We start from the raw sequence: 25091 nt of genomic DNA, 5'->3' as shown, positions 1-25091 counted from the left end.
TCGCGTTGCGGCCGCCCGTGTGCTCCGTGGCTGCGCTGATGACGCCCTCCAGGTCCGTGGTCGGGGCAAGGCTACCGGTGTGCCGGGAACGACTGGAGACCTTCGGGCGTTGTGCGAGACGATGAGTCCTGTGAGCACCTCCCAGCCGTTCCACGGCGAGCGAGACGTCCGGGCCGCGGATGCGGACCGGACGTCCGGCGAGCCCTGGCAGCCGCCCACGTGGGAGGAGATCGTGCGGGAGCACTCCGCACGCGTCTACCGGCTCGCCTACCGCCTGACGGGCAACCAGCAGGACGCCGAGGACCTGACTCAGGAGACCTTCATCCGCGTCTTCCGCTCCCTGTCGAGCTACACGCCCGGCACCTTCGAGGGCTGGCTGCACCGCATCACCACCAACCTGTTCCTCGACATGGCGCGCCGCCGCAAGCGGATCCGCATGGAGGCGATGGGGGACGACGACGGCGCCGTCGCCGCCACCGGGGAGCAGGGCCGCCCCGAGCGGGAGTTCGAGCACGCGAACCTCGGGCACGACGTGCAGCGCGCTCTCGGCGAGCTGCGCCCGGAGTACCGGGCCGCCGTCGTGCTGTGCGACATCGAAGGGCTCAGCTACGAGGAGATCGCCAAGACGCTGAACGTGAAGCTCGGTACCGTCCGGTCCCGCATCCACCGGGCGCGCGCCCAGCTCCGCGAGGCGCTGGAGCACCGGTCGCCGGAGGCGGTGCGCGCCGGAGAGCCCGTGGGCGAGGCATGACGCAGCATCTCGGGTCCTGGATCTCGGCACTGGCCGACGGGCAGCTGGACGCGTCCCAGACCGAGCAGGCCCTGGAGCACGTGGCAGTCTGCCGGGCGTGCGCGCGCGAGCTGGACGACGCGCGCCGGTCCCGCCGCCTGCTGTCGGCCCCCTGCGACGACGTCCTCCCCGACCCCGCCCTGACCGCACGGCTCATCGCGCTCCAGGCGTCCATCCCGGACACCGACGACGACCCGCTGCGCGGCCGGCGCCGCTCCGCCTTCGGTACCCCGGGCGCCGTCGGCGGCCAGCAGGGCCCGGGCTGGGGCGGCGTCCCGCTGCCCGGCCTGGTCGACGGCGTGCGCCTGCGGGGGCAGCTCCCCACGGGCCGCCGGCGTACGGCACGCTTCCTCGCGCTGGGCGCGGGCGGCGTCGGTGCCCTCGGTCTGGCGCTGTTCGGGCTGGGACAGGGCCCGCAGGTGAGCCCGCACGTCTCCGCCGCCGACGCGATGACGATGCTGGCCCGGACCGGCCCCGACGAGCGTGCGGCGGGCCAGGACGTCCTGGCGAGCCTCGCCCCGGCCGGCGCGATCCCCGAGCAGCGCAGCGCCGCCGCGCTCGACTGGGCCGCCGCTGAGGGATGGTCCGCCCCGGCGCGCCTGCCCGACGGCCTGGAGGTGACCGCGGTGCGGCTCCTCGGGGACGAGGGGCAGGTGCTCGAGATCGACCTGGCGGGCGAGGCGGGGCACGCCGTCGTGCGTGAGCAGGTGGGCCGGCTCGCCGGGGACGACCAGGTCCAGGTGCTGGCCCGCACCCCGGCGCACCTCGCGTGGCAGTGCGACGACGTCGTGGTCGACGTCGTCGCTGATCTGCCCGAGGACGCGCTCACCGAGCTCGTGGCATCCTTCCCGGCCGATGGCTACGATGCCGGGGTCCTGTCCCGCATCGCACGCGGGTGGAGTACGGCTACGGGAGCGATCAGCAGTCCATGAGCGACGACAACCCCTTTGCACCACCGACGCCCGCGTCGGGCCCCGGACCCGAGCAGGACGCCGCGTCGTCCGAGCCCGCGGGGACGGCGCCCGGGCAGGACACGGCGTCGCTCTCGGCACCCGGCTCGTCCGGTGCCGACCGCGCCGAGGGCCCCGTGCCCCCGCCGTACGCGGCGCAGACCCCGTCCGGTGCGCTCCCGCTGTTCGACCTCGGGGCCGCGGTGCCTCCGGCCCCCGTCCCGCCGGGTCCGAGGCGCCAGCGCGCGACCGGCAACCTGAGCGCCGGTTCGGTCGCCCGTGTCGCGGTGCTCGCCCTGCTCGCCGGCTTCGCGGGCGGCATCGGCGGCGCGGCGCTGCTGAACGGTGACGAGGACGACGCCGGCCGCCCGGTCGACGCGGCCCTGCCCGAGGGGGCAGGCGGCACGTCGGTCGAGCGGCCCGAGGGATCCGTCGCGTCGATCGCGGCGGAGGCGCTGCCCAGCGTCGTCTCGATCGCGGTGCGCGGCCAGACCGGCGAGGCCACCGGATCGGGGATGGTCCTCAAGGAGAACGGGTACATCCTGACCAACAACCACGTGGTCGCGGAGGCGTCGTCGTCCAAGGCCCCGGTGTTCGTCACCTTCTCCGACGGGCACGAGAAGCAGGCCGAGATCGTCGGCACCACGCCGGACTACGACCTGGCGGTGCTCAAGGTCGACGAGAAGGGCCTCACCCCGCTCGTGCTGGGTGACTCCGACGAGGTGGTGGTGGGTGACGACGTGCTGGCCGCGGGTTCCCCGCTCGGCCTGGACGCGACGGTCACCACCGGCATCGTGTCCGCGCTGCACCGGCCCGTGCAGGCGGGCGAGCAGGCTTCGGCCGCGTTCATCGACGCCATCCAGACCGACGCCGCCATCAACCCGGGCAACTCGGGCGGCCCGCTGCTGAACTCGGCCGGCGAGGTCGTCGGGATCAACTCGGCGATCGCGCAGGCGCCCGGCTCGCTCACCGCGACCGGCAACATCGGTCTCGGCTTCGCCATCCCGTCCAACCAGGCCCGGCGCACCGCCGAGCAGCTCATCGAGACCGGAGAGGCCACGTTCCCCGTGATCGGCGTGCTGCTCGACCAGAGCTACCAGGGCGAGGGCGTCAGGGTCGCCGGCGAGGCGCAGGGCGGGCAGCCGCCCGTCACGCCCGGAGGACCAGCCGACAGCGCCGGGATCGAGCCGGGCGACGTCATCCTCGCGATCGACGGCCGGCCCGTGTCGCAGTCCGACGAGCTGATCGTCGCGATCCGCGCCCTGGCTCCCGGAGACGCCGTGACCCTCGACGTCCGGTCCGGTGGCGGGAGCGAGAGCCGTGACGTGCGGATCGTCCTGGACGAGAAGACCAGCGGCTGACCATGACCCTCCACGGGCGGATGGTGCCGCCGCAGCGCCGCCCCGACGACGTCACGTTCCGGCGTGGCTTCTCGGACGGCTAGGCTGGCGCGCGTGTTCGGGATCAACGGCTGGGAGCTCGGCCTCATCGTCGTGCTGGCGGTAGTGCTCATCGGCCCGGAGCGGCTGCCGGGCTACGCCGAGCAGCTCGGCGGCTTCGTGCGCCGCGCCCGCTCCTACCTCACGACGGCCAGGAGCAGGGTCGACGAGGAGCTCGGGCCGGAGTTCAAGGGCGTGGACTGGTCCAAGCTCGACCCGCGGCAGTACGACCCGCGCAAGATCGTGCGGGACGCCCTGCTCGACGACTCGCCGCTCGACCCGAACGGGCGCAGCGGTGCGACGTACGGTTCCCAGGGTGCGTCGTCGTCGGGCACGAAAGGGGCGACGACGCCGGCCCGGCCGCCCTACGACGACGAGGCCACCTGAGGTTGCGCGGTACCTGAGATTCGTCCGCTCGGCGCAGGGCCTGCCAGAATGTAGCCCATGCCGTCCGAAACTCAGGTTGCGGCGGGGCCAGCGGCAGCGACCGGCAGCCCCGTCAAGCAGCGCATCTTCTCCGGGATGCAGCCCACGCACGACTCGCTGACCATCGGGAACTACATCGGCGCGTTGCAGCAGTGGGTGGCGCTGCAGGACTCGTACGACGCGATCTACTGCGTCGTAGACCTGCACGCGCTCACGGTCCATCCGGACCCCGCCGTGCTGCGGGAGCGCTCGCGGCGCACCGCCGCGCAGTACCTGGCCGGCGGGGTCGACCCGGAGCGGTCGATCCTGCTCGTGCAGTCGCACGTCCCCGAGCACGCGGAGCTGGCCTGGCTGCTGTCGTGCCAGACCGGGTTCGGTGAGGCGAGCCGGATGACGCAGTTCAAGGACAAGGCGTCGAAACAGGGGACCGACGGGACCACCGTCGGCCTGTTCACGTACCCCGTGCTGATGGCCGCGGACATCCTGCTGTACGACGCGGCGCTCGTGCCCGTCGGCGAGGACCAGCGCCAGCACCTGGAGCTGTCGCGCGACCTGGCCGAGCGGCTGAACACGCGCTTCGGCGACGGGACCGCCGTCGTCCCCGGCGCGCACATCGTCAAGGACGTCGCCAAGATCTACGACCTGCAGGAGCCCACGGCCAAGATGAGCAAGTCGGAGGCGGGCAAGGGCTCGCTCCTGCTGCTCGAGGACGTGAAGCGGGCCGCCAAGAAGATCAAGTCCGCCGTGACCGACGCCGACGAGACCTACGGGGTGCGCTTCGACCCGGCGGCCAAGCCGGGCGTCTCCAACCTGCTGACGATCTTCTCCGCGGTCACGGGCCGCCACGTCGACGCCATCGCCGCCGAGTACGACGGCCGCGGCTACGGCCACCTGAAGGTGGACCTGGCGGACGCCGTGGTCGCGTTCCTCGAGCCGTTCCAGGAGCGGGCGAACGGCTACCTGGCGGACCCGGCCGGGCTCGACGCGGTCCTGGCCGACGGCGCCGAGCGCGCCCGCGCCATCGCGCGGCCCGTGCTGGAGCGGGTGAAGGACCGGTTCGGGCTGCTCCCGGCACGTGCCCGGGGAGCCCGGTGAACATCCCGGAACGCGCACCGGGCCAGGTGCGCATCGGGATCGCCGTGGCGGTCCCGGAGCCGTACGCGACCCAGCTCGCCGTCGCCCGGTCCGCGGCGGGCGACCCGCTCGCCGACGTGATTCCCCCGCACATCACCCTGCTCGGCCCGACCGTCATCGACCGTGCGGACCTCGGCACGGTGCGGGAGCACCTGCGGGAGGTCGCGGCGTCGGTCCGGCCGTTCGAGGTGCGGCTGCGCGGGACCGCCACGTTCCGGCCGGTGTCGCCGGTGGTTTTCGTGGCGCTGGCGCAGGGGATCGCCGAGTGCGAGACCATCGAGTCGCGCGTGCGCACCGGCATGCTCGCCCAGGACCTGCGCTTCAACTACCACCCGCACGTGACGATCGCGCACGAGGTACCGGACGACGCGCTGGACAAGGCGTTCGAGGCCCTGCACGACTTCGGCTGCGACTTCGAGGTCGACGGCTTCTGGCAGTACGAGCACGGCGACGACGGCGTGTGGCGCCCGCAGTGCCGGTTCGGTCTGGGACGCTGAACCATGTGGAGCTCGTGAAGAGGTACTGGAACCGCTGGAAGGCTTCCCGCCCGGGCCGCACCCTGGCGCGGTACTCCGACCGCGGCGGGAACGTGCTGTGCGGCGGGATGGCGTACACGGCGCTGTTCTCGCTCTTCGCCGCCCTGACCATCGGGTACTCGGCGTTCTCCGCCGTGCTGGGCGGGGACGCGGAGCTCCAGGAGGAAGTGGTCGCGCAGGTGGACGAGTGGGCCCCGGGCCTGCTCGACACCGGGTCGGGCGGGGTCATCGCGCCCGAGGACCTGCTCCTGTCGAGCGCGCTCAGCCTGACGTCCGTGATCGCGGTGCTGGTGCTGCTGTGGTCCGCGACCGGGTTCATGGGCGCGCTGCGCATCGCGGTGCGCACCATGTTCGACCTGCCTGACGACGGCCCGAACGTCGTGGTGGCGCGCCTGCTGCAGCTCGTGGGCTTTCTCCTGCTGCTCGTCGGGGTCCTCGTGGGGGCGGCGGTCGGCCTCGCGGTGAGCACGGCGGCGCCCTGGTTCATGGACCTGATCGGTCTCGGGGGTGCGAGCCGCGTGGTCGTGCGGGTGCTGGGGATCCTGGCCGGCGTGGCCGTCGACGCCGCGGTCGTGGCGGGCGTCGTCCGCTACGTGGCGGGCGTGAAGGTCCCGCGGCACCAGCTCCTCATGGTGGCGCTCACCGTCGGCCTCGCGACGGGCCTGCTGCGCTGGGCCGGGAGCTCCGTGATCGCCGAGTCCGCGTCCCGCAACGCCCTGCTGGCGGGTTTCGCCGTGCTGGTCAGCGTCCTGATCCTGGTCAACCTGGTGGCGCGGGTGCTGCTCCTGGCCTGCGCGTGGGTCGCGGAGTCCGACGCCGCCCTGGCCAGGGCGGCCGAGCTGGAGCTGGCGGGCGCCCGGGAGACCCTGGAGGAGGCCGGGTCCGCGTCGCCTCCGTCACGTCCCGACGCATGAGAGCGGCCGCCTCCCCGTGCCGGGAAGGCGGCCGCTCTCGTGCGACACTGCCGGACGTCAGAACGCGCGCGTGATCATCGCGCGCTTGACCTCCTGGATCGCCTTGGTGACCTCGATGCCGCGGGGGCACGCCTCCGTGCAGTTGAAGGTCGTGCGGCAGCGCCACACGCCCTCCTTGTCGTTGAGGATCTCCAGGCGCTGCGTGCCACCCTCGTCACGGCTGTCGAAGATGAAGCGGTGTGCGTTGACGATCGCCGCCGGGCCGAAGTACTGGCCGTCCGTCCAGAACACCGGGCACGACGACGTGCACGCCGCGCACAGGATGCACTTGGTGGTGTCGTCGAACCGCTCGCGCTGCTCGGCGGACTGGATGCGCTCCTTGGTCGGCTCGTTCCCCTTCGTGATGAGGAACGGCATGATCTCGCGGTACGACGCGAAGAACGGCTCCATGTCCACGACCAGGTCCTTCACCACGGGCAGCCCCTTGATGGGCTCCACGGTGATCGGCCGTTGCGGGTTGATGTCCTTCAGCAGCGTCTTGCACGCCAGGCGGTTGCGGCCGTTGATCCGCATCGCGTCCGACCCGCACACGCCGTGCGCGCACGACCGGCGGAACGTCAGCGAGCCGTCCGTCTCCCACTTGATCTTGTGCAGCGCGTCGAGCACGCGGTCGGTGCCGTACGCGGTGATCGTGAACTCGTCCCAGTGCGACTCGCCGGCGGCGTCGCCCTCCGGGTTGAACCGGCGGATCCTGAGGGTCACGTCGAACGTCGGGATCTCGCCCGACCTCGGCGTCGTTTCGGCCTTCTCCATCACAGCAGTCATCAGTACTTACGCTCCATCGGCTCGTACCGGGTCTGGGTCACGGTCTTGGAGCCCAGCACCACCTTGTAGCCGTCGAACTCCTCGACGTGATCGAAGTAGCCCGCGATGTGCCCGTCGGCCTCGTCGGCCGCGGCGGTGGGCCGCCGGTACGCCATCGTGTGCTGCATGTAGTTCGCGTCGTCGCGGTCCGGGAAGTCCTCGCGGTAGTGCCCGCCGCGCGACTCCTTCCGGTTCAGCGCGCCGACCACGGTGACCTCCGCGATGTCGAGCAGGAAGCCCAGCTCGACCGCCTCCAGCAGGTCCGTGTTGAACATCTTGCCCTTGTCCTGCACCGACGCGTTCCCGTAGCGCTTGCGCAGCTCGCGGATGTCGGAAAGTGCCTGGTTCAGGGACTCGCTGGTGCGGAACACCTGGGCGTTCGCGTCCATCGTCTCCTGCAGCGCCCGGCGGATGTCGGCGATGCGCTCGCCGTCGGGCCGCTCGCGCATCTCGGTCAGCTGCGCCTCGACGCGCTCGGCCGGGTTCTCGGGCAGCTTGTGGAACGACGCCGTCTTCGCGTACGCGGCCGCCGAGCGTCCGGACCGCTTGCCGAACACGTTGATGTCGAGCAGCGAGTTGGTGCCCAGGCGGTTCGAGCCGTGCACCGAGACGCAGGCGACCTCGCCGGCCGCATACAGCCCCTTGACCACGTCCTGCCCGTTGCGCAGCACCTCGCCGGCCACGTTGGTCGGCACGCCGCCCATCGCGTAGTGCGCCGTCGGGAAGACCGGTACCGGCTCCGTGTACGGCTCGATGCCGAGGTAGGTCCGCGCGAACTCGGTGATGTCCGGGAGCTTCGCGTCGATGTGCGCCGGCTCCAGGTGGGTCAGGTCGAGCAGGACATAGTCCTTGTTCGGACCCGCGCCGCGGCCTTCGCGCACCTCGTTGGCCATCGACCGGGCGACGATGTCGCGCGGCGCCAGGTCCTTGATGGTCGGGGCGTAGCGCTCCATGAAGCGCTCGCCGTCGGAGTTGCGCAGGATGGCGCCCTCGCCGCGGGCCGCCTCCGACAGGAGGATGCCGAGCCCGGCGAGGCCCGTCGGGTGGAACTGGAAGAACTCCATGTCCTCCAGCGGCAGGCCGCGGCGGTAGGCGAGCGCCATGCCGTCGCCGGTCAGGGTGTGCGCGTTCGACGTCGTCTTGAAGATCTTCCCGGCGCCGCCCGTGGCGAACACGATGGACTTGGCCTGGAAGACGTGGATCTCTCCGGTCGCGAGGTCGTAGGCGACGACGCCGGTCGCGTTGACCTCGGCGCCCTCCTCGACGTCCTCCGCGGACAGGTCGCGGTCCGTGATGAGGTCGAGCACGTAGAACTCGTTGTAGAACTCCACGTCCTGCTTGACGCAGTTCTGGTACAGCGTCTGCAGGATCATGTGGCCCGTGCGGTCCGCGGCGTAGCAGGCGCGGCGCACCGCGGCCTCACCGTGGTTGCGGGTGTGGCCGCCGAACCGGCGCTGGTCGATCCTGCCCTCGGGCGTGCGGTTGAACGGCAGGCCCATGCGCTCCAGGTCGAAGACCGCGTCGATGGCCTCCTTGGCCATGATCTCGGCCGCGTCCTGGTCGACCAGGTAGTCGCCGCCCTTGATCGTGTCGAACGTGTGCCACTCCCAGTTGTCCTCCTCGACGTTGGCGAGCGAGGCGCACATGCCGCCCTGGGCGGCACCGGTGTGGGAGCGGGTGGGGTAGAGCTTGGAGATGACCGCGGTGCGAGCCTCCTGGGAGGACTCCAGCGCGGCGCGCATGCCCGCGCCGCCCGCACCGACGATCACGACGTCGTACTGGTGGGTGATCAAGACAGTCTCCTAGGCGGTGCAGATCGAGGCGAGCAGCTCGGGGTCCGCGCCCACGGGGCACGGCTCGAACGTGAAGATGACGAGCGTGCCGAGCACCACCACGATCGTGAAGGCCAGGTACAGCAGGCCCTTGAGGATGCCGCGCGTCGCGTCGCGTGCCGCGTAGTCGTTGATGATCGTGCGTACCCCGTTGGTGCCGTGGAGCATCGCGAGCCAGAGCATCAGCAGGTCCCAGATCTGCCAGAACGGGCTCGTCCACTTGCCGCCGACGAAGGCGAAGTCGATGGCTGCCACGCCGTCGCCGACCATGAGGTTCACGAACAGGTGACCGAACACCAGCACCACGAGCACCACCCCGGATGCCCGCATGAACACCCAGGAGTAGAGCTCGTAGTTGCCGCGCGTGGTCTTCTTGCGCACGTAGGGGGAGCGGGGCGCGTCGAGCGTGCCCACCTGCTCGGCCACGGCCGGGGTCCCGTGCGTCGCGCTGGTCATCAGTGGCCTCCGAAGACGTTCATGAGGTGCCGCGGCAGGAAGCCCGCCATCGTCACGACGAAGAGACCGAGCACGACCCAGAGCATCACCTTCTGGTACCGGGGCCCGTTGGCGAGGAAGTCCACGAGGATGATCCGGATGCCGTTGAACGCGTGGAAGACGATCGCGGCCACGAGGCCCACCTCGCCGAGTCCCATGATCGGCGTCTGGTACGTGCCGATCACTGCGTTGTAGGCCTCGGGCGACACGCGTACCAGCGCTGTGTCCGTGACGTGGACGAGCAGGAAGAAGAAGATCGCGAACCCGGTCACGCGATGCGCGACCCAGGACCACATGCCTTCGCGGCCGCGATAGAGCGTGCCGCCTTGTGCGGTGGGCACTTCGGGAGCCTCCTATGGCTTTCCGGTGAACGTATGAGGCAGGCGCGTCCCACTGTAGTGACACCTGGTCGCATCAACCGCCCGGAGGACCACCGACAGCAGCGTGACATGCTCCATTTGTGATTGATCGCACAGAGGAGATGTCGCTCCACCAGGTCACGTCACTATGCTGCTTCCCATGAGCCATCCCGCCGGCACGAGCGGTGCCGCACCCGAGACCGCCGTCGGACCCATCGAAGGTTTCTACGCCGTGATCCCCGCGGGCGGAGCGGGTACCCGGCTGTGGCCGCTGTCGCGCCGCAAGGCGCCGAAGTTCCTGCACGACCTGACCGGTTCCGGCCGCACGCTCCTGCAGGCCACGGTGGACCGCCTGGTCCCGCTCACCGGGGACGACGGCATCATGCTGGTCACCGGCACGCACCACGTGGCCTCCTGCCGCACGCAGCTGCCCGGGCTGGGCGAGAGCGACGTGCTCGCCGAACCCTCCCCTCGTGACTCGATGGCCGCCATCGGCCTCGCCGCCGCCGTCCTGGCCGAGCGCCACGGCGACGTCGTCATCGGCTCCTTCGCCGCCGACCACGTCATCTCCGGGCAGCCCGCCTTCGAGAACGCGGTGCGCGAGGCCGTCGCCGCCGCGCGGGCCGGCTACGTCGCCACCATCGGCATCGCGGCATCGCGGCCGTCCGTGGCGTTCGGCTACATCCGGTCCGACGGCGGTCTCGGCGTCGACGGCGCGCCCAGCGCGCAGCACGTGCGCGGCTTCACGGAGAAGCCGGACGCCGCGACCGCCCGCGAGTACATCGCCTCGGGCGAGTACCGCTGGAACGCCGGCATGTTCGTCGTGCGGACGTCCGTGCTGCTGGGCCACCTCGCGGAGCAGCGCCCCGAGCTGCACGACGGCCTGCAGGCGATCGCCAAGGCGTGGGACACCGAGGACCGCGACCGCGTGCTCGCCGACCTCTGGCCGGGCCTGGAGAAGATCGCCATCGACCACGCCATCGCGGAGCCCGTCGCGGACGCCGGCGGCGTCGCCGTCGTCCCCGGGACGTTCGGGTGGGACGACGTCGGCGACTTCAACTCCCTGGCCGCGCTCCTGCCGTCCGACGACGAGACGGGCTCCAAGGTGCTCGGCGACACCGGTGACGTGCTCCGCGTCGACAGCGCGGGCTCGGTGGTGGTGCCGGCGAGCGGCCGCCTGGTCAGCGTGCTGGGCCTGGACGACGTCGTCGTGGTCGACACCCCGGACGCCCTTCTGGTCACCACTCGTGCCCGCGCCCAGCAGGTCAAGCAGATCGTGGACGCGGTCCGCTCCCGCGACCTGGAGGATCTGCTCTGAGGACGCCGGAGGGCCGTCCCTCGGGAGGAGAGGCGCCCCCGGCCGGCCGTACCGGACGTGCCCATATGGCGGTCCCAGATGGTGGGACGAGTGAGCGCGGGAGGGTGTGACCGCCGTTACAGTGGGTCGGGTGACATCTACCCATCCCGCCGTCAGCGTCGCAGAGCTTGATCAGATCGTTTCGACCACCCCGGCCCAGGGGTCGCGCGCCGCGCTCGCGCATCGCGTGGTCGAGCTCGCGGACGAGCTGCAGCAGGAGCTGGTCGCCTTCCGGCGGGACGTGCACGCCCACCCGGAGCTGTCACGCCAGGAGTCGCGGACGACGGCGGCGGTGGCCGACCGGCTGCGTGCCGCGGGGCTGAGCCCCCGCCTCCTGGACGGCACGGGCCTGGTGTGCGACATCGGCCCGGAGGGCGGCGCCCGCGCCGCCCTGCGCGCCGACCTCGACGCCCTCCCGCTGCAGGAGTCCAGCGGTGTCGACTTCGCGTCCACGACGCCAGGAGTCGCGCACGCCTGCGGACACGACGTGCACACCACCACGGTTCTCGGTGCCGGGCTGGTGCTCGCCCGCCTGGCCGCGGAGGGCCTGCTCAAGCACGGCGTGCGGCTGTTCTTCCAGCCTGCCGAAGAGGTCATGCCCGGCGGGGCGCTCGACGTGCTCGGCACCTCCGAGCTCGACGACGTCACGCGGATCGCCGCGGTGCACTGCGACCCGAAGATCGACGTCGGCACCGTGGGGACCCGGATCGGCTCGATCACGTCCGCGGCCGACGCGGTCTCCGTCACCGTCTCGTCCCCGGGCGGCCACACCTCGCGCCCGCACCTGACGGGCGACGTCGTCTTCGCGCTGGGCCAGGTCATCACCCAGGTCCCGGCGGCGCTGGGGCGCCGGCTGGACCCGCGCTCCGGCGTCAACCTCACCTGGGGCACGGTGCAGGCGGGCCGGACGCCCAACGTCATCCCGAGCACCGGCACGGTCAAGGGCACGCTGCGCTGCCTCGACGTCACCGCGTGGGAGAACGCGGGGGACCTGGTGCGCGAGGTCGTCGAACAGGTGGTCAAGCCGTACGACGTCGAGGTCGCCGTGCACCACACCCGTGGCGTCCCGCCCGTCGACAACGACGCGGCGGAGACCACGGCGCTCGAGGCCGCCGCCCGCGAGACGGTCGGCCCGGACGCCGTCGTCCTGACCGAGCAGTCGATGGGCGGCGAGGACTTCGGCTGGTACCTGACGCACGTGCGCGGCACGATGGCCCGCCTCGGCACGCGCACCCCGGGAGGCCGCACCTACGACATCCACCAGGGCGACCTGATCGTGGACGAGCGCGCGATCGGCGTCGGGGTGCGGATGCTGGCTCAGTACGCGGCGCGCGGCGCCTGAGGGTGACCGGGCCCCTACGGACTACCCGGTCTCGGTGACGCTTCGGTAACGACTTGTCGTCGTCACCTGCTCGTTACGCGGATCGGGGTGAGCGCTGGCTAACCTCGGTCGAAGTACAGGGCCTGACCCAGGGCCCTGGAGACAATCCATCGAGGAGCATCAGGTGAAGAAGGCTGTAGCGCTCACCGCGCTGACCGGTGCTGTGGCACTCGTACTCACCGCGTGCGGGGAGGCCCCCGAAGAGTCCGGTGGCGACGAGGCCGCGAGCGACTTCATGCCGTGCATCGTCTCCGACGAGGGCGGGTTCGACGACAAGAGCTTCAACCAGCTCAGCTACGAGGGCCTCCAGGACGCCGCCGAGGCGATCGGCGCGGAGACCAGCGAGGTCGAGTCCAACTCCGAGAGCGAGTACCAGGGCAACGTCCAGTCACTCGTCGACGAGGGGTGCGACGCGATCGTGACCGTCGGCTTCGCGCTGTCGGCGACGACCATCGAGTCCGCCACCGCGAACCCGGAGATCGATTACATCCTCATCGACGACCCGGCCGACGCGGACCAGGACGGCGCGGCGGACGCGGAGAACATCAAGCCGCTGCTGTACAACACCGCCGAGGCCGCGTTCCTCGCGGGCTACCTCTCCGCCGGCTACTCCGAGGCGGGCAAGGTCGGCACCTTCGGCGGCATGGAGTTCCCGACCGTGACGATCTTCATGGACGGCTTCCAGCAGGGCGTCGAGCACTACAACGAGGTGCACGACGACGACGTCGAGGTCGTGGGGATGGACTCCTTCACCGGCGGCTTCACCGCCGACGCCACGGCCAAGGCCACCGCGGGGAACATCATCGACCAGGGTGTCGACGTGCTCCTGCCGGTCGGCGGACCCGTCTACCAGTCGGCGCTGAACGCCATCGAGGACTCCGGCGAGGAGATCGCCCTCATCGGCGTGGACGCCGACCTGTACGAGACGGACCCCTCGACGCAGGACGTGGTGCTCACCTCGATCCTCAAGGGCATGGACGTCTCCACGTCGGAGGCCGTGCAGCAGGCGGCCGACGGGAACTTCGACCCGGAGCCGTACATCGGCACCCTCGAGAACGACGGTGTCGGGCTCGCCCCGTTCCACAACTTCGAGGGCGAGGTCGACCCGGAGCTGGCGGCCGAGGTCGAGTCCCTCGAGGAGTCGATCATCGGCGGCGAGATCGAGGTCGAGTCCTACCTGTCCGAGTGACGTACCACCTGCCGAGGTAGTAGGTTCTGCGCCCTGCCTGCTGCCTCGGCCGTCCTGTGCGCGGCCGCGTGCCGTGCAGTGCCGCCGAGGCAGCGGGTCGGGGCGCAGAACCCGCTGCCTCGGCGTCGTGCCGTCGCGCGTTTGCTGGTCCCAGGTCTCGGGTGCGTCAATGGACTGGATCAGCGGAGAGGAAGAACATGCGGCTGGAGCTGCGCGGTATCACGAAGCGCTTCGGGGCGCTGGTCGCCAACGACCACGTCGACCTGACCGTCGAGCCGGGCGAGATCCACTGCCTGCTGGGGGAGAACGGCGCGGGCAAGTCGACCCTGATGAACGTGCTCTACGGGCTGTACGAGGCCGATGAGGGCGACATCCTGCTGGACGGCGAGGCGCAGCGCTTCTCCGGCCCGGGCGACGCGATGGCGGCGGGCATCGGCATGGTGCACCAGCACTTCATGCTCGTGCCGGTGTTCACCGTGGCGGAGAACGTGATGCTCGGTCACGAGCCGGGCACCGCGGGAGTGCTGGACGTGGAGTCCGCGCGCCGTCAGGTCCGGGAGATCTCGGAGCGGTTCGGCTTCCACGTGGACCCGGATGCCCTGATCGAGGACCTGCCGGTCGGCGTGCAGCAGCGCGTGGAGATCATCAAGGCCCTCTCCCGCAACGCGGACGTCCTGGTCTTCGACGAGCCGACGGCGGTCCTCACGCCCCAGGAGACCGACGAGCTGATGGCGATCATGCGCCAGCTGCGCGACTCGGGTGCCGCGATCGTCTTCATCACCCACAAGCTCCGCGAGGTCCGCGAGGTGGCGGACCGCATCACCGTGGTGCGGCACGGCAAGGTGGTGGGCGAGGCCAGTCCGACGGCGTCGGACGCCGACCTCGCCTCGCTCATGGTGGGCCGCGCCGTCGAGCTGAAGGTGCAGAAGGACGAGCCGCAGTACACCGAGAACATGCTGCGCGTCGACGGGCTCCGCGTCGTCGACGAGGCCGGCACGATGGTGGTGGACGACGTCTCCTTCGAGGTGCGCGGCGGCGAGGTGCTCGTCGTCGCCGGTGTGCAGGGCAACGGCCAGACCGAGCTCACCGAGGCGCTCCTCGGCCTGCAGGCGGACGTGTCCGGGCGCATCACGCTCGACGGGCACGCGCTGACCGGCCTGAGCGTGCGCAAGGTGCTGGACCAGGGCGTCGGCTTCGTCCCGGAGGACCGCACCCACGACGGCCTGGTGGGGGAGTTCACGATCGCCGAGAACCTCATGCTGGACCGTTCCGCCGGGCCGCCGTTCGTGAGGTCGGGCTCGCTGCAGCTCACCTACCGGGACGGGTTCGCCCACGAGGCCGTCAGCGAGTACGACGTGCGCACGCAGGGCATCGACACGCCGGTGGGCCGGCTGTCGGGCGGCAACCAGCAGAAGGTGGTCCTCGCCCGCGAGCTGAAGCGCGACCTGCGCCTGTTCGTGGCGGCCCAGCCGACGCGCGGCGTCGACGTCGGCTCGATCGAGTTCATCCACAAGCAGATCGTCGCCACGCGCGACGCCGGCGTGCCGGTGGTCGTCGTCTCGACCGAGCTCGACGAGGCGACCGCGCTGGCAGACCGGATCATGGTGATGTACCGCGGCCGGGTGGTGGGCATCGTGCCGTCGACGACGCCGCGCGACACCCTCGGGCTGATGATGGCGGGGATCCCGCCGGTGGAAGACGGAGGAGAGGCCGCGTGAACGACCAGACCAACGACCCCGGCACGGAACCGGCCGCGGAGCCCGGCCTCGCCGAGGAGCTCGAGCAGGTCAAGGCCCGCGAGTCGGGTGCCCCCACCGGCCCGGAGGCCGAGGAGGACACCGCCGACCGACTGGCCCACGCGCTGCAGGAGACGATGAGCCACCCGTGGACGGTGGCGGCCGGCGCGGTCCTGCTGGCCGTGCTCGTCGGCTCCGTCATGATCGCGTTCACCGACGATCGCGTGACCTCCGCGGCGGTCTACTTCTTCGCCCGTCCCGGCGACCTGTTCGTCGCGCTCGGAGACGCCATCGGCGGCGCGTACTCGGCGCTGTTCCGCGGTGCGGTGTTCAACCCGCGCGCCGACGGCTTCGCGGCGCAGATCCGGCCCGTCACCGAGACGCTCAACTACGCGACGCCGCTCATCGCGGCCGGCCTCGGCGTGGCGCTGGCGTTCCGCGCCGGCCTGCTCAACATCGGTGGCCAGGGGCAGATGCTCATGGCGGCCACCGCCGCGGGCTGGGTCGGCTTCGGCGTGACCGGCCTGCCGTTCGGCGTGCACACGCTGCTCGCGGTCGCCGCCGGCATCGCCGGCGGCGCGGTGTGGGCGGGGATCGCCGGCGTCCTCAAGGCCCGGACCGGCGCGCACGAGGTGATCGTCACGATCATGCTCAACTGGATCGCCTTCTACCTGGTCGCCTACCTGCTGGCGACCCCCGGCCTGCTGCAGGCCCCCGGGTCGGCGAACCCGAAGACGCCGCCCACGCTGCCGTCGGCACAGCTGCCCGGCCTGCTCGGTGAGCGCTACAACCTGCACTGGGGGTTCGTGCTCGCCCTCGGTGCCGTCGTCTTCGTGTGGTGGCTGCTGAACCGGTCCTCGCAGGGCTTCGCGTTCCGCGCCGTGGGTCAGAACCCGCGCGCCGCCCGCGTGGCCGGCATCGACGTCCCCTGGACCACGGTGAAGGTCATGCTCGTGGCCGGTGGCCTCGTCGGGCTGGCCGGCGCGTCGCAGGTGCTGGGGCAGGTCACCACCGGCTTCAGCGGCGACATCGACGCCGGCATCGGCTTCGACGCGATCACCGTCGCCCTGCTGGGCGGGTCGAACCCGTGGGGCGTCCTCGCCGCCGGGATCCTGTTCGGCGCGTTCAAGGCGGGCGGCACGGCGATGCAGGCGTCCGAGGGCGTGCCCAGCGACATCGTCCTCGTCGTGCAGTCCCTCATCGTGCTGTTCATCGCCGCCCCGCCGCTGGTCCGTGCGATCTTCCGGCTGCCGGACCCGGCGCGCCGTACTCCCCGAAAGGCCCGCGGGGCCAGGAAGGAGGCGGCAGCGTGAGCGCCGCAGTCGAGGCCCCGGGCGCACCGGGAACGCCGTCGGACACCGCACAGCGCAAGGTGACGCACGTCGGCTGGAAGGCCGCGGGCGGACTCCTCGTCGTCGGTGCGCTGTACGCCCTGCTCCTCCTCGCCGTCCCCCGGGACGGCGACACCCGCTTCGCCCTGTCCCGTGGCGGCGACGCCGTGCAGATCCCTGTCCTCGTCGTGCCGGCCATGCCGCTCGCGTGGGGCTGCTTCGCGGTCCTCGCGCTCGCCGCCGCGTACGCCGTCGTGCGCACCCTGGCCAACCGGAGGACGCCCCTGTGGGTGATCGGGGTGTTCGGCGTCGCCTTCCTCGTCGGCTTCCTGGCCTGGGCGGGCGCCGGGAGCTCCGGCACGCTGTCGATCGTGGGCCTGCTGTCCGGCTCCCTGCTGTGGTCCGTGCCGATCGTCTACGGCTCGCTGAGCGGCGTGATCGGCGAACGGTCCGGCGTCATCAACATCGCCATCGAGGGGCAGATGCTCGCGGGGGCGTTCACGGCCGCCGTCGCCGGGTCCCTCAGCGGGAGCCCGTTCGTCGGGCTCCTGGTCGCCGTGCTCGCCGGCATGCTCGTGGCGCTCGTGCTCGCACTGTTCACCGTGACGTACCGCGTCAACCAGATCATCGTCGGCGTCGTGCTGAACGTGCTGGTCCTCGGGCTGACGTCGTTCTTCTACTCGCAGGTGCTCGTGCCCGACGCGGCGAACCTGAACACCGCGCCCCGGTTCGGCACCTGGACCATCCCGGTGCTGAGCGACATCCCCGTGCTGGGCCCGATCCTGTTCGACCAGGCCCCGCTGGTCTACCTCATGTACTTCGTCGTCGCCGGCGTGTGGTTCGCGCTGTACCGCACGCGCTGGGGCCTGCGGCTGCGCGCCGTCGGCGAGCACCCGAAGGCGGCCGACACCGTCGGCATCGACGTCGAGCGCACCCGCTACCGGGCGCTGCTCATCGGCGGCGCGTCCGCCGGGATCGGCGGTGCGTTCTACACGACGGTCGTGCTCGCCCAGTTCGGGCAGAACATGACCGCGGGCGCGGGCTTCATCGCCCTCGCCGCGATGATCTTCGGCAAGTGGGACCCCGTGCGGGCGGCCCTGGCAGGCCTGCTGTTCGGGTTCGCCTCCAACTTGCAGAACGTGCTCAGCGTCGTGGGGTCGCCCGTGCCCAGCCAGTTCATGCTGATGGTTCCGTACGTGGTGACGCTGTTCGCCGTCGCAGGGCTGGTCGGGCGCTCGCGGCCGCCGGCCGCGAACGGCGAGCCGTACGTGAAGGGCTGACCCGGTGAGCACGGGCGACGCCGACGGACGCGGGCCGACGGGCGCCGCACGGGACGAGGACACCACGGCCGCCGTCGGCCCGGTCGACTGGGAGGCTCTGCGGGCCGCGGCGCGGGACGCGCTCCGGCACGCCTACGCGCCGTACTCCGGCTTCCCGGTCGGCGCCGCGGCCCTGGCGGCCGACGGGCGCCTCCTGACCGGGGCCAACGTCGAGAACGCGGCGTACGGTGTCACGCTGTGCGCGGAGTGCTCGCTCGTGAGCGCGCTGATGATGTCCGGCGGCGGCCGGCTGGTGGCGTTCACCTGCGCCGACGGCGACGGACGGCTGATCATGCCGTGCGGCCGGTGCCGCCAGCTCCTGTGGGAGCACGGCGGGCCCGGCCTACGGGTCGACACACCGCAGGGCGTGCTGCCGATGGACCAGGTGCTGCCGCAGGCGTTCGGCACCGAGGACCTGGCACGGGTGCGAGGAGAACAGGGCCCGCGGAGGGCCCACGGAGCGGGCTACGGGGAGGAACAGCCATGACCGAGCACTTCGACGCCGTGGACGTGATCCGCGCCAAGCGGGACGACATCGCGCTCTCGAACGCGCAGATCGACTGGGTCCTCGACGCCTACACGCGCGGCGTCGTCACCGACTACCAGATGTCGTCGCTGGCCATGGCGATCTTCCTGAACGGGATGTCGCGCGTGGAGATCGCACACTGGACCCGCGCGATGATCGCCTCCGGCGAGCGGCTGGACTTCTCCGGGCTGTCGCGGCCCACCGCCGACAAGCACTCCACCGGCGGCGTGGGGGACAAGATCACGCTGCCGCTGGCCCCGCTGGTCGCGACCTTCGGCGTCGCCGTCCCGCAGCTGTCCGGCCGCGGGCTCGGGCACACGGGCGGCACGCTGGACAAGCTGGAGTCGGTCCCGGGCTGGCGGGCCGCGCTGAGCAACGCGGAGATGCTCGCCCAGCTCGAGGACACCGGCGCGGTGATCTGCGCGGCAGGGTCCGGGCTGGCGCCCGCCGACCGCAAGCTCTACGCGCTGCGCGACGTCACCGGCACCGTGGAGTCCGTCCCGCTCATCGCGAGCTCGATCATGTCGAAGAAGATCGCGGAGGGCACCGGCGCGCTCGTGCTGGACGTCAAGGTGGGCTCCGGCGCGTTCATGAAGTCGCTGCCGCAGGCCCGGGAGCTCGCCCGGACCATGGTGGACCTCGGCAGCGACGCCGGCGTGCACACCGTCGCCCTGCTGACCGACATGTCCGTCCCGCTCGGGCTGACCGCCGGGAACGCGCTGGAGGTCGCCGAGTCGGTGGACGTGCTCGCCGGGGGCGGCCCCGCCGACGTCGTCGAGCTGACCGTGGCGCTCGCCGTCGAGATGCTGGCGGGCGCCGGCCGGCCGGTGGCCCCGGACGACGTGCGGGCCGCCCTCGCGGACGGCCGCGCCATGGACACGTGGCGGCGCATGATCACGGCCCAGGACGGCGACCCGGACGCGGCGCTCGCCGTCGCGAAGGAGACCGAGACGGTGCTCGCCGGGGCCGACGGCGTGCTGACCCACCTCGACGCGTACGCCGTGGGGATCGCGGCGTGGCGGCTCGGCGCGGGACGTGCCCGCAAGGAGGACCCGGTGCAGGCGGCCGCGGGCGTCCGGCTGCACGCGAAGCCGGGCGACCGGGTGACGGCGGGGCAGCCCCTGCTGACGCTGCACACCGACACGCCGGACCGCTTCGCCCGCGCCGGGCAGGCTCTGGAGGGCGCCTGGCAGGTGGCCCCGGAGGGCTCGGCCGAGGCACTCGCCGCGGCCTCCCCCGGCCGGCTGATCCTCGACCGCGTCGCCTGACGGGGCCGAGGGGTCGCGAGCCTCCTCGGTCAGTACCCGCCACCGGCCGGCGCGACGCCGGCGCCCGGGACGGGGCCGCCGTCGTACCCGTCCAGCACCGTCGCCGTGCTCGACAGGCCGAGGCGGGTCGCGCCCGCGTCGATCATCGCGAGCGCCGCGCTCAGGTCCCGGATCCCGCCCGACGCCTTGATGCCGAGGCGCCCGCCGACGGTCCTCGCCATGAGCGAGACCGCCTCCACGGACGCGCCGCCCGTCGGGTGGAAGCCGGTGGACGTCTTGACGTAGTCGGCGCCGGCCGCCTCGGCGGCCTCGCACGCGGCGACGATCTGGCCGGCGTTCAGCGCGGCGGACTCGATGATGACCTTGAGCACGTGATGGTCGGGCACGGCGGCCCGGACGGCGGCGATGTCCGCCCGGACGTCGGCGAACAGGCCGGCCCGTGCCGCGCCGACGTCGAGCACCATGTCGACCTCGTCCGCGCCGTCGGACACGGCACGGGCGGCCTCGGCCGCCTTGACCTCGCTGAGGTGCTTCCCGGACGGGAAGCCGCACACGGTGGCGACGGCGAGCCGCCCGGCCGCGACCTCGCGGGCGTGCGCCACGAACGTCGGGGACACGCACACGGAGAAGACACCGAGACGGGCGCCCTCCTCGACGAGGGCGGTCACGTCCGCTGCCGCCGCCTCCGGCTTGAGCAGCGTGTGGTCGACGGCGGCGGCGAGCGCCGCACGGTCCAGGGTCATGGTTGCTCCGTTCCGCACCGCTCCCGCGGGCTCCGGTCCCGGGCGTGCGCCGGTCCGGGGCCCTGCGTCAGAGCTGTGCCCTTTCGATCTTCTGGAAGCCGGGCACGACGACCTGCTCGACCAGGGTGCGCCGTTCGTCGTGGTGCACGAACGTGCTCCACGCGGCGGCCACGGTGACGTCGAGCAGGTCGTCGAGGGTCCATCCGGCCTCCGTGTTCAGGAGCATCATCTCTCGTGTCATGGAGGTGCGGGACATCAGCCGGTTGTCCGTGTTCAGCGTCACGGCGAAGTCGAGCTCCTTGAGGTGGGTGATCGGGTGCGTCGCGACGGACTCCGCGGCTCCGGTCTGTGTGTTGGACACCGGGCACACCTCCAGCGGGATCTGCTGGTCGCGCACCCAGTGCGCGACCGGTCCGAGCTCGGCGGGCCCTGCCGTGCCCCCGTGCGGGTCGAACGTGATGTCGTCGGCGATCCGGACGCCGTGCCCGAGGCGCAGGGCCTGCCCGGTGTGCAGGGCCTCGGCGATGGAGCCGACGCCGGCGGCCTCGCCCGCGTGGATCGTGACGGGGACCTGGTGGGACGCGAGATGCCGCCACACCTGGTCGTGCCGTCCGGGCGGGAAACCGTCCTCGGGGCCGGCGAGGTCGAAGCCGAGGACCCCGTCGCCGGCCAGGGCGATCGCCAGGTCGGCGACCTCGGTCCAGCGGTCTGCCTGCCGCATGGCGGTGAGGATCTGCCCGGCGCGGAGGGCGTGGCCCGCGGCGGCGGCGCGCGCGACGCCGTCGTCGATCCCGGTCTGCACCGCCTCGACGGCCTGGGCCATCGTGAGCCCGCGCGTGAGGTGCTGCTCGGGGGCCCAGCGCAGCTCGGCGTGCACGACGCCGTCCGCCGCGAGGTCGAGCACTGCCTCGCGGGCGACGCGCTCCAGCGCGTCCGCCGTCTGCATGACGGCGACCGTGTGCACGAACGTCTCCAGGTAGCGGGGCAGGGAGCGGGAGTCGGCCTGCTGCGCGAACCAGTCCGCGAGCGCGGCCGGTCCTTCGGCCGGCAGCCGGTGCCCGACGGCGGACGCGAGCTCGCCCACGGTCTCGGGTCGCAGCCCACCGTCGAGGTGGTCGTGCAGCAGGACCTTGGGCAGCGCCCGGACGGTGTCGGCGCCGAGGTGTGTCATGCGAACCAACCTACCCGCGCGGCCCGTCCCCGCACCCGGCGCACAGGAAGAGAGGTTAGGCTTGCCTCACTATGTCGCAGATCGTCGAGAGTCCGGCCACCGGGAGCCCGCGCAAGCGCGGGGTCCCCGTCCCCGCCACCGTCACCGCCGTCCGGCGGCTCACCCCGCACATGGTCCGGGTGACCTTGTCCGGCGACGCGCTCACCGCCGTCGACCCCGGCCCGTTCACCGACCGCTACATCAAGCTCGTGCTCGGCCCGCCGCCCGCGCCCGAGGCGCGCCCCACCGTCCGCACGTACACGATCCGCCACGCGCACCGCGAGGGGTGGGACGTCGACGTCGTCGAGCACGGCGACGAGGGGTACGGCGGCCCGTGGGCAGGGCGGGTGCAGCCGGGGGACGAGGTGACGTTCCTCGGCCCGGGCGGCGGGTACGCGCCGTCGGCCGACGCGGACTGGCATCTCCTGGTGGGTGACGAGTCCGCGCTGCCCGCGATCGCGGCCGCGTGCGAGGCCCTGGCGCCCGGGGCCCGCGCGCACGTGTTCGTCGAGGTCGAGGGTCCGGCCGAGGAGCAGGGGCTCGTGTCCGCCGGCGACCTGCGCGTGACCTGGGTGCACCGGCAGGACGGCGGCCCGGGGCTGGCCGCGACCGTCCGCGCCGCGCACGGGTCCGGCGCGCTGCCCGGCGGCGTCCCCCACGCGTTCCTGCACGGCGAGGCCGGCTGCGTCCGCGACCTGCGCCGCTGGGCCCGCGCGGAGCTGGGTGTCCCGCGCGAGCTCCTGTCGGCGTCGGGCTACTGGAAGAAGGGCCGTGACGACGAGGGCTGGCGTGCGGACAAGTCCGCCTGGAAGACCGCCGTCGAGCAGGACGACGCGGCGCTCACGTCCTGATCAGGCCGTACGGGGCGTGCCTCCCGCGTCGATCACGCCAGACAGGGCCGCCACGGAGCGCTGGTTCGCCGTGCTGGTTCGCGGCGCCGGTCCGGCTGCCGGGTGAGAAGCACCTGCGGTGAACTCCTGGTCGTCGGGTGAAGTCCGGCGTTCGCACGGGGGCGCAGCCCGTACCATGGCCGCATGAAGATCGCCGTGGTGGGCACGGGCTATGTCGGCCTGTCGAACGCAGTCCTGATGGCCCAGAATCACGAGGTGTGGGCCGTCGACCTCGAGGAGTCGAAGGTCCGTGCCGTGAACGAACGGCGGTCCCCGATCGCCGACGTCGAGCTCGAGGAGTACCTGCGCGAGCACGAGCTGAACCTGACCGCGACGCTCGACGCGCACGCCGCGTACGAGGGCGCGGAGGTCGTCGTCGTGGCGACGCCGACGAACTACGACGAGGTGTCGAACTTCTTCGACACCTCCTCGGTGGAGTCCGTGGTCAAGGACGTGCTGGGCGTGGCGCCGGGCGCGACGATCGTCATCAAGTCGACGATCCCCGTGGGCTTCACCGCACGGATGCGCGAGGACAACCCGGGCGCGGCGATCGTCTTCTCGCCGGAGTTCCTGCGCGAGGGCCGGGCCCTGTACGACAACCTGTACCCGTCGCGCATCGTGGTGGGCGACCGCTCCGAGCGGGGCAAGCGGTTCGCGGACCTGCTGCTGGAGGGTGCGGTCACCAAGGACGTGCCGATCCTCCTGACGGACGCGACCGAGGCCGAGGCGATCAAGCTGTTCGCCAACACGTACCTGGCGCTCCGTGTGGCGTACTTCAACGAGCTGGACAGCTACGCGGCCACGCACGGCCTCGACACCGCGCAGGTCATCGAGGGCGTGGGCCTGGACCCGCGGATCGGTTCGCACTACAACAACCCGTCGTTCGGGTACGGCGGCTACTGCCTGCCCAAGGACACCAAGCAGCTGCTGGCGAACTACTCCGAGGTGCCGCAGAACCTCATCCAGGCCGTGGTCGACGCGAACACGACCCGCAAGGACTTCGTCGCCGCCGACATCCTGCGGCGCAACCCGCGGGTCGTGGGCGTGTACCGGCTCGTCATGAAGTCCGGCAGCGACAACTTCCGCGCGTCGGCCATCCAGGGCATCATGAAGCGGATCAAGGCCAAGGGCGTCGAGGTCGTCGTCTACGAGCCGACCCTCGAGGACGCCGAGTTCTACCACTCCGAGGTGATCGCCGACCTCGACGAGTTCACGTCCCGGGCGGACGTCATCATCGCCAACCGCCGCACCGAGGTGCTCGACGACGTCGCGGAGAAGGTCTACACGCGCGACATCTACGGGCGCGACTGACAGGTCCACGACGCGCGTCGTGCACCACTGGGGGATACTCGCAGCGTGAAGGTCCTGGTCACCGGCGGAGCCGGATTCATCGGTACGAACTTCGTCCAGCAGACGGTCCGGGAACGCCCGGACACCGAGGTCACCGTCCTCGACGCGCTGACCTATGCGGGCGACCGTGGCTCGCTCGCCCCGGTCGCGGAGCAGGTGTCGTTCGTGGAGGGGTCGATCACCGACGCCGCCCTGGTGGACCGGCTGGTCGGCGAGACCGACCTCGTCGTGCACTTCGCGGCCGAGTCGCACAACGACAACTCGCTCGACGACCCGTCCCCGTTCGTGCAGACCAATCTGGTCGGCACGTTCACCCTGCTCGAGGCCGTGCGAAAGCACGGCACGCGGTTCCACCACATCTCGACCGACGAGGTCTACGGCGACCTGGAGCTGGACGACCCGGCCAAGTTCACGCCCGACACCCCGTACAACCCCTCGAGCCCCTACTCCTCGACGAAGGCGGGCAGCGACCTGCTGGTGCGCGCCTGGGTGCGGTCGTTCGGGGTGCGGGCGACGATCTCGAACTGCTCCAACAACTACGGCCCGTACCAGCACATCGAGAAGTTCATCCCGCGGCAGGTCACCAACTTGATCGACGGCGTCCGGCCGCGCCTGTACGGCGCGGGCCGCAACGTGCGCGACTGGATCCACGTCGAGGACCACAACGCCGCGGTCTGGGCTGTCATCGACAGGGGCCGGATCGGCGAGACGTACCTCATCGGGGCCGACGGCGAGCAGAACAACCTGCAGGTCGTGCAGACACTGCTGGAGATCTTCGGCCGGCAGCCCGACGACTTCGACCACGTCGCCGACCGCCCCGGCCACGACCTGCGCTACGCGATCGACGCCTCCCGCCTCCGCGACGAACTCGGCTGGGCGCCCCGCTACACCGCGTTCAAGGACGGCCTGGCGGCCACGGCCGACTGGTACCGCAGCAACGAGGCCTGGTGGCGCCCGGCCAAGGCCGGCACCGAGGCCAGGTACGCCCGGACGGGTCAGTAGGCCGGGCTCCCCGGTCTGCCGCGCTGCGCCGGACCGGGCGGCGCCACGGC

24 protein-coding genes are annotated in these 25091 nt (G+C 72.0%); 18 read left to right on the top strand and 6 right to left on the bottom strand.

The window, feature by feature from the left end:
* Positions 1-121: 121 nt before the first annotated feature.
* From sigE to ACYU96_RS03040, 7 genes are all read left to right on the top strand, one after another.
* Complete coding sequence (gene sigE, locus ACYU96_RS03070) at positions 122-751, top strand: RNA polymerase sigma factor SigE (protein ID WP_460748967.1); 630 nt, start codon at positions 122-124, stop codon at positions 749-751.
* Complete coding sequence (locus ACYU96_RS03065) at positions 748-1722, top strand: anti-sigma factor family protein (RefSeq protein WP_460748965.1); 975 nt, start codon at positions 748-750, stop codon at positions 1720-1722. Before sigE ends, ACYU96_RS03065 begins: the two co-directional genes overlap by 4 nt.
* Positions 1719-3101, top strand: coding sequence for a S1C family serine protease (locus tag ACYU96_RS03060; RefSeq protein ID WP_460748963.1), 1383 nt, complete (start codon positions 1719-1721; stop codon positions 3099-3101). Before ACYU96_RS03065 ends, ACYU96_RS03060 begins: the two co-directional genes overlap by 4 nt.
* 93 nt (positions 3102-3194) lie before the next feature.
* A complete protein-coding gene (locus ACYU96_RS03055) occupies positions 3195-3566 on the top strand; it encodes a Sec-independent protein translocase family protein (RefSeq protein ID WP_460748962.1) in 372 nt (123 codons plus the stop codon).
* A 57-nt stretch (positions 3567-3623) separates the two neighbouring features.
* The gene (gene trpS / locus ACYU96_RS03050; protein WP_460748960.1) at positions 3624-4700 is read left to right on the top strand and encodes a tryptophan--tRNA ligase; all 1077 of its coding nucleotides are present in this window, start codon (positions 3624-3626) and stop codon (positions 4698-4700) included.
* Positions 4697-5236 (top strand): 2'-5' RNA ligase family protein, encoded by a 540-nt coding sequence (locus ACYU96_RS03045; protein ID WP_460748958.1) that lies wholly within the window; start codon positions 4697-4699, stop codon positions 5234-5236. Before trpS ends, ACYU96_RS03045 begins: the two co-directional genes overlap by 4 nt.
* Positions 5237-5241: 5 nt before the next feature.
* Positions 5242-6189: a YihY/virulence factor BrkB family protein gene (locus ACYU96_RS03040; RefSeq protein WP_460748956.1), complete on the top strand. Its 948-nt coding sequence runs from the start codon at positions 5242-5244 to the stop codon at positions 6187-6189.
* Between the two features lie 57 nt (positions 6190-6246).
* Here ACYU96_RS03040 and ACYU96_RS03035 read toward each other — a convergent pair whose 3' ends face one another.
* Genes ACYU96_RS03035 through sdhC form a run of 4 tightly spaced genes read right to left on the bottom strand, consistent with a single transcriptional unit; the run spans position 6247 to position 9721 of the window.
* A complete protein-coding gene (locus ACYU96_RS03035) occupies positions 6247-7014 on the bottom strand; it encodes a succinate dehydrogenase iron-sulfur subunit (RefSeq protein ID WP_460748955.1) in 768 nt (255 codons plus the stop codon).
* Positions 7014-8846 (bottom strand): succinate dehydrogenase flavoprotein subunit, encoded by a 1833-nt coding sequence (gene sdhA, locus ACYU96_RS03030; protein WP_460748953.1) that lies wholly within the window; start codon positions 8844-8846, stop codon positions 7014-7016. Before sdhA ends, ACYU96_RS03035 begins: the two co-directional genes overlap by 1 nt.
* A 9-nt stretch (positions 8847-8855) precedes the next feature.
* Positions 8856-9341, bottom strand: coding sequence for a succinate dehydrogenase hydrophobic membrane anchor subunit (locus ACYU96_RS03025; RefSeq protein WP_460748952.1), 486 nt, complete (start codon positions 9339-9341; stop codon positions 8856-8858).
* Positions 9341-9721 (bottom strand): succinate dehydrogenase, cytochrome b556 subunit, encoded by a 381-nt coding sequence (gene sdhC, locus ACYU96_RS03020; RefSeq protein WP_460748950.1) that lies wholly within the window; start codon positions 9719-9721, stop codon positions 9341-9343. Before sdhC ends, ACYU96_RS03025 begins: the two co-directional genes overlap by 1 nt.
* Before the next feature lie 178 nt (positions 9722-9899).
* On the opposite strand from sdhC, the gene ACYU96_RS03015 reads away from it, so the two are divergent.
* From ACYU96_RS03015 to ACYU96_RS02980, 8 genes are all read left to right on the top strand, one after another.
* Positions 9900-11057: a mannose-1-phosphate guanylyltransferase gene (locus ACYU96_RS03015; protein WP_460748949.1), complete on the top strand. Its 1158-nt coding sequence runs from the start codon at positions 9900-9902 to the stop codon at positions 11055-11057.
* A 175-nt stretch (positions 11058-11232) separates the two neighbouring features.
* Positions 11233-12438: an amidohydrolase gene (locus ACYU96_RS03010; RefSeq protein ID WP_460749654.1), complete on the top strand. Its 1206-nt coding sequence runs from the start codon at positions 11233-11235 to the stop codon at positions 12436-12438.
* A gap of 163 nt (positions 12439-12601) precedes the next feature.
* The gene (locus ACYU96_RS03005) at positions 12602-13666 is read left to right on the top strand and encodes a BMP family lipoprotein (protein ID WP_460748947.1); all 1065 of its coding nucleotides are present in this window, start codon (positions 12602-12604) and stop codon (positions 13664-13666) included.
* 197 nt (positions 13667-13863) lie between these two features.
* Positions 13864-15384: an ABC transporter ATP-binding protein gene (locus ACYU96_RS03000; protein ID WP_460748946.1), complete on the top strand. Its 1521-nt coding sequence runs from the start codon at positions 13864-13866 to the stop codon at positions 15382-15384.
* A complete protein-coding gene (locus ACYU96_RS02995) occupies positions 15381-16715 on the top strand; it encodes an ABC transporter permease (protein ID WP_460748944.1) in 1335 nt (444 codons plus the stop codon). The genes ACYU96_RS03000 and ACYU96_RS02995 overlap by 4 nt, the downstream gene beginning before the upstream one ends.
* On the top strand, positions 16712-18013 hold the full coding sequence (locus ACYU96_RS02990) for an ABC transporter permease (RefSeq protein WP_460748943.1): 1302 nt from the start codon (positions 16712-16714) through the stop codon (positions 18011-18013). Before ACYU96_RS02995 ends, ACYU96_RS02990 begins: the two co-directional genes overlap by 4 nt.
* A gap of 4 nt (positions 18014-18017) precedes the next feature.
* Complete coding sequence (locus tag ACYU96_RS02985) at positions 18018-18539, top strand: cytidine deaminase (RefSeq protein ID WP_460748941.1); 522 nt, start codon at positions 18018-18020, stop codon at positions 18537-18539.
* Positions 18536-19846, top strand: coding sequence for a thymidine phosphorylase (locus ACYU96_RS02980; protein ID WP_460748939.1), 1311 nt, complete (start codon positions 18536-18538; stop codon positions 19844-19846). Before ACYU96_RS02985 ends, ACYU96_RS02980 begins: the two co-directional genes overlap by 4 nt.
* Before the next feature lie 29 nt (positions 19847-19875).
* On the opposite strand, the gene deoC is transcribed toward ACYU96_RS02980, so the two are convergent.
* On the bottom strand, positions 19876-20589 hold the full coding sequence (gene deoC / locus ACYU96_RS02975) for a deoxyribose-phosphate aldolase (protein ID WP_460748937.1): 714 nt from the start codon (positions 20587-20589) through the stop codon (positions 19876-19878).
* Positions 20590-20656: 67 nt separating this feature from the next.
* The gene (locus ACYU96_RS02970; RefSeq protein ID WP_460748936.1) at positions 20657-21760 is read right to left on the bottom strand and encodes an adenosine deaminase; all 1104 of its coding nucleotides are present in this window, start codon (positions 21758-21760) and stop codon (positions 20657-20659) included.
* A gap of 71 nt (positions 21761-21831) precedes the next feature.
* Between ACYU96_RS02970 and ACYU96_RS02965 the strand changes: the two genes are divergently transcribed.
* The 3 genes from ACYU96_RS02965 to rfbB all read left to right on the top strand — a co-directional run bounded on the left by ACYU96_RS02965 (position 21832) and on the right by rfbB (position 25041).
* The gene (locus ACYU96_RS02965; RefSeq protein WP_460748934.1) at positions 21832-22650 is read left to right on the top strand and encodes a siderophore-interacting protein; all 819 of its coding nucleotides are present in this window, start codon (positions 21832-21834) and stop codon (positions 22648-22650) included.
* Positions 22651-22833: 183 nt separating this feature from the next.
* On the top strand, positions 22834-24000 hold the full coding sequence (locus tag ACYU96_RS02960) for a nucleotide sugar dehydrogenase (protein ID WP_460748933.1): 1167 nt from the start codon (positions 22834-22836) through the stop codon (positions 23998-24000).
* A 45-nt stretch (positions 24001-24045) separates the two neighbouring features.
* Positions 24046-25041 (top strand): dTDP-glucose 4,6-dehydratase, encoded by a 996-nt coding sequence (rfbB, locus tag ACYU96_RS02955; RefSeq protein ID WP_460748931.1) that lies wholly within the window; start codon positions 24046-24048, stop codon positions 25039-25041.
* Positions 25042-25091 lie beyond the last annotated feature (50 nt).

Source organism: Myceligenerans cantabricum, assembly GCF_054777735.1.
The sequence above is the reverse complement of the archived record's forward strand: the minus strand, read 5'-3'. Positions and strand labels throughout refer to the sequence as shown.

Excerpts from the sequence above, each read along its gene's own strand:
- ACYU96_RS03025 (WP_460748952.1), bottom strand. The coding sequence starts at position 9,341 with ATGACCAGCGCGACGCACGGGACCCCGGCCGTGGCCGAGCAGGTGGGC.
- deoC (WP_460748937.1), bottom strand. The coding sequence starts at position 20,589 with ATGACCCTGGACCGTGCGGCGCTCGCCGCCGCCGTCGACCACACGCTG.
- ACYU96_RS02970 (WP_460748936.1), bottom strand. The coding sequence starts at position 21,760 with ATGACACACCTCGGCGCCGACACCGTCCGGGCGCTGCCCAAGGTCCTG.
- ACYU96_RS02980 (WP_460748939.1), top strand. The coding sequence starts at position 18,536 with ATGACCGAGCACTTCGACGCCGTGGACGTGATCCGCGCCAAGCGGGAC.
- ACYU96_RS03015 (WP_460748949.1), top strand. The coding sequence starts at position 9,900 with ATGAGCCATCCCGCCGGCACGAGCGGTGCCGCACCCGAGACCGCCGTC.
- ACYU96_RS03060 (WP_460748963.1), top strand. The coding sequence starts at position 1,719 with ATGAGCGACGACAACCCCTTTGCACCACCGACGCCCGCGTCGGGCCCC.
- ACYU96_RS02960 (WP_460748933.1), top strand. The coding sequence starts at position 22,834 with ATGAAGATCGCCGTGGTGGGCACGGGCTATGTCGGCCTGTCGAACGCA.
- trpS (WP_460748960.1), top strand. The coding sequence starts at position 3,624 with ATGCCGTCCGAAACTCAGGTTGCGGCGGGGCCAGCGGCAGCGACCGGC.
- ACYU96_RS03000 (WP_460748946.1), top strand. The coding sequence starts at position 13,864 with ATGCGGCTGGAGCTGCGCGGTATCACGAAGCGCTTCGGGGCGCTGGTC.
- ACYU96_RS03035 (WP_460748955.1), bottom strand. The coding sequence starts at position 7,014 with ATGACTGCTGTGATGGAGAAGGCCGAAACGACGCCGAGGTCGGGCGAG.
- ACYU96_RS03065 (WP_460748965.1), top strand. The coding sequence starts at position 748 with ATGACGCAGCATCTCGGGTCCTGGATCTCGGCACTGGCCGACGGGCAG.
- ACYU96_RS02965 (WP_460748934.1), top strand. The coding sequence starts at position 21,832 with ATGTCGCAGATCGTCGAGAGTCCGGCCACCGGGAGCCCGCGCAAGCGC.
- sigE (WP_460748967.1), top strand. The coding sequence starts at position 122 with ATGAGTCCTGTGAGCACCTCCCAGCCGTTCCACGGCGAGCGAGACGTC.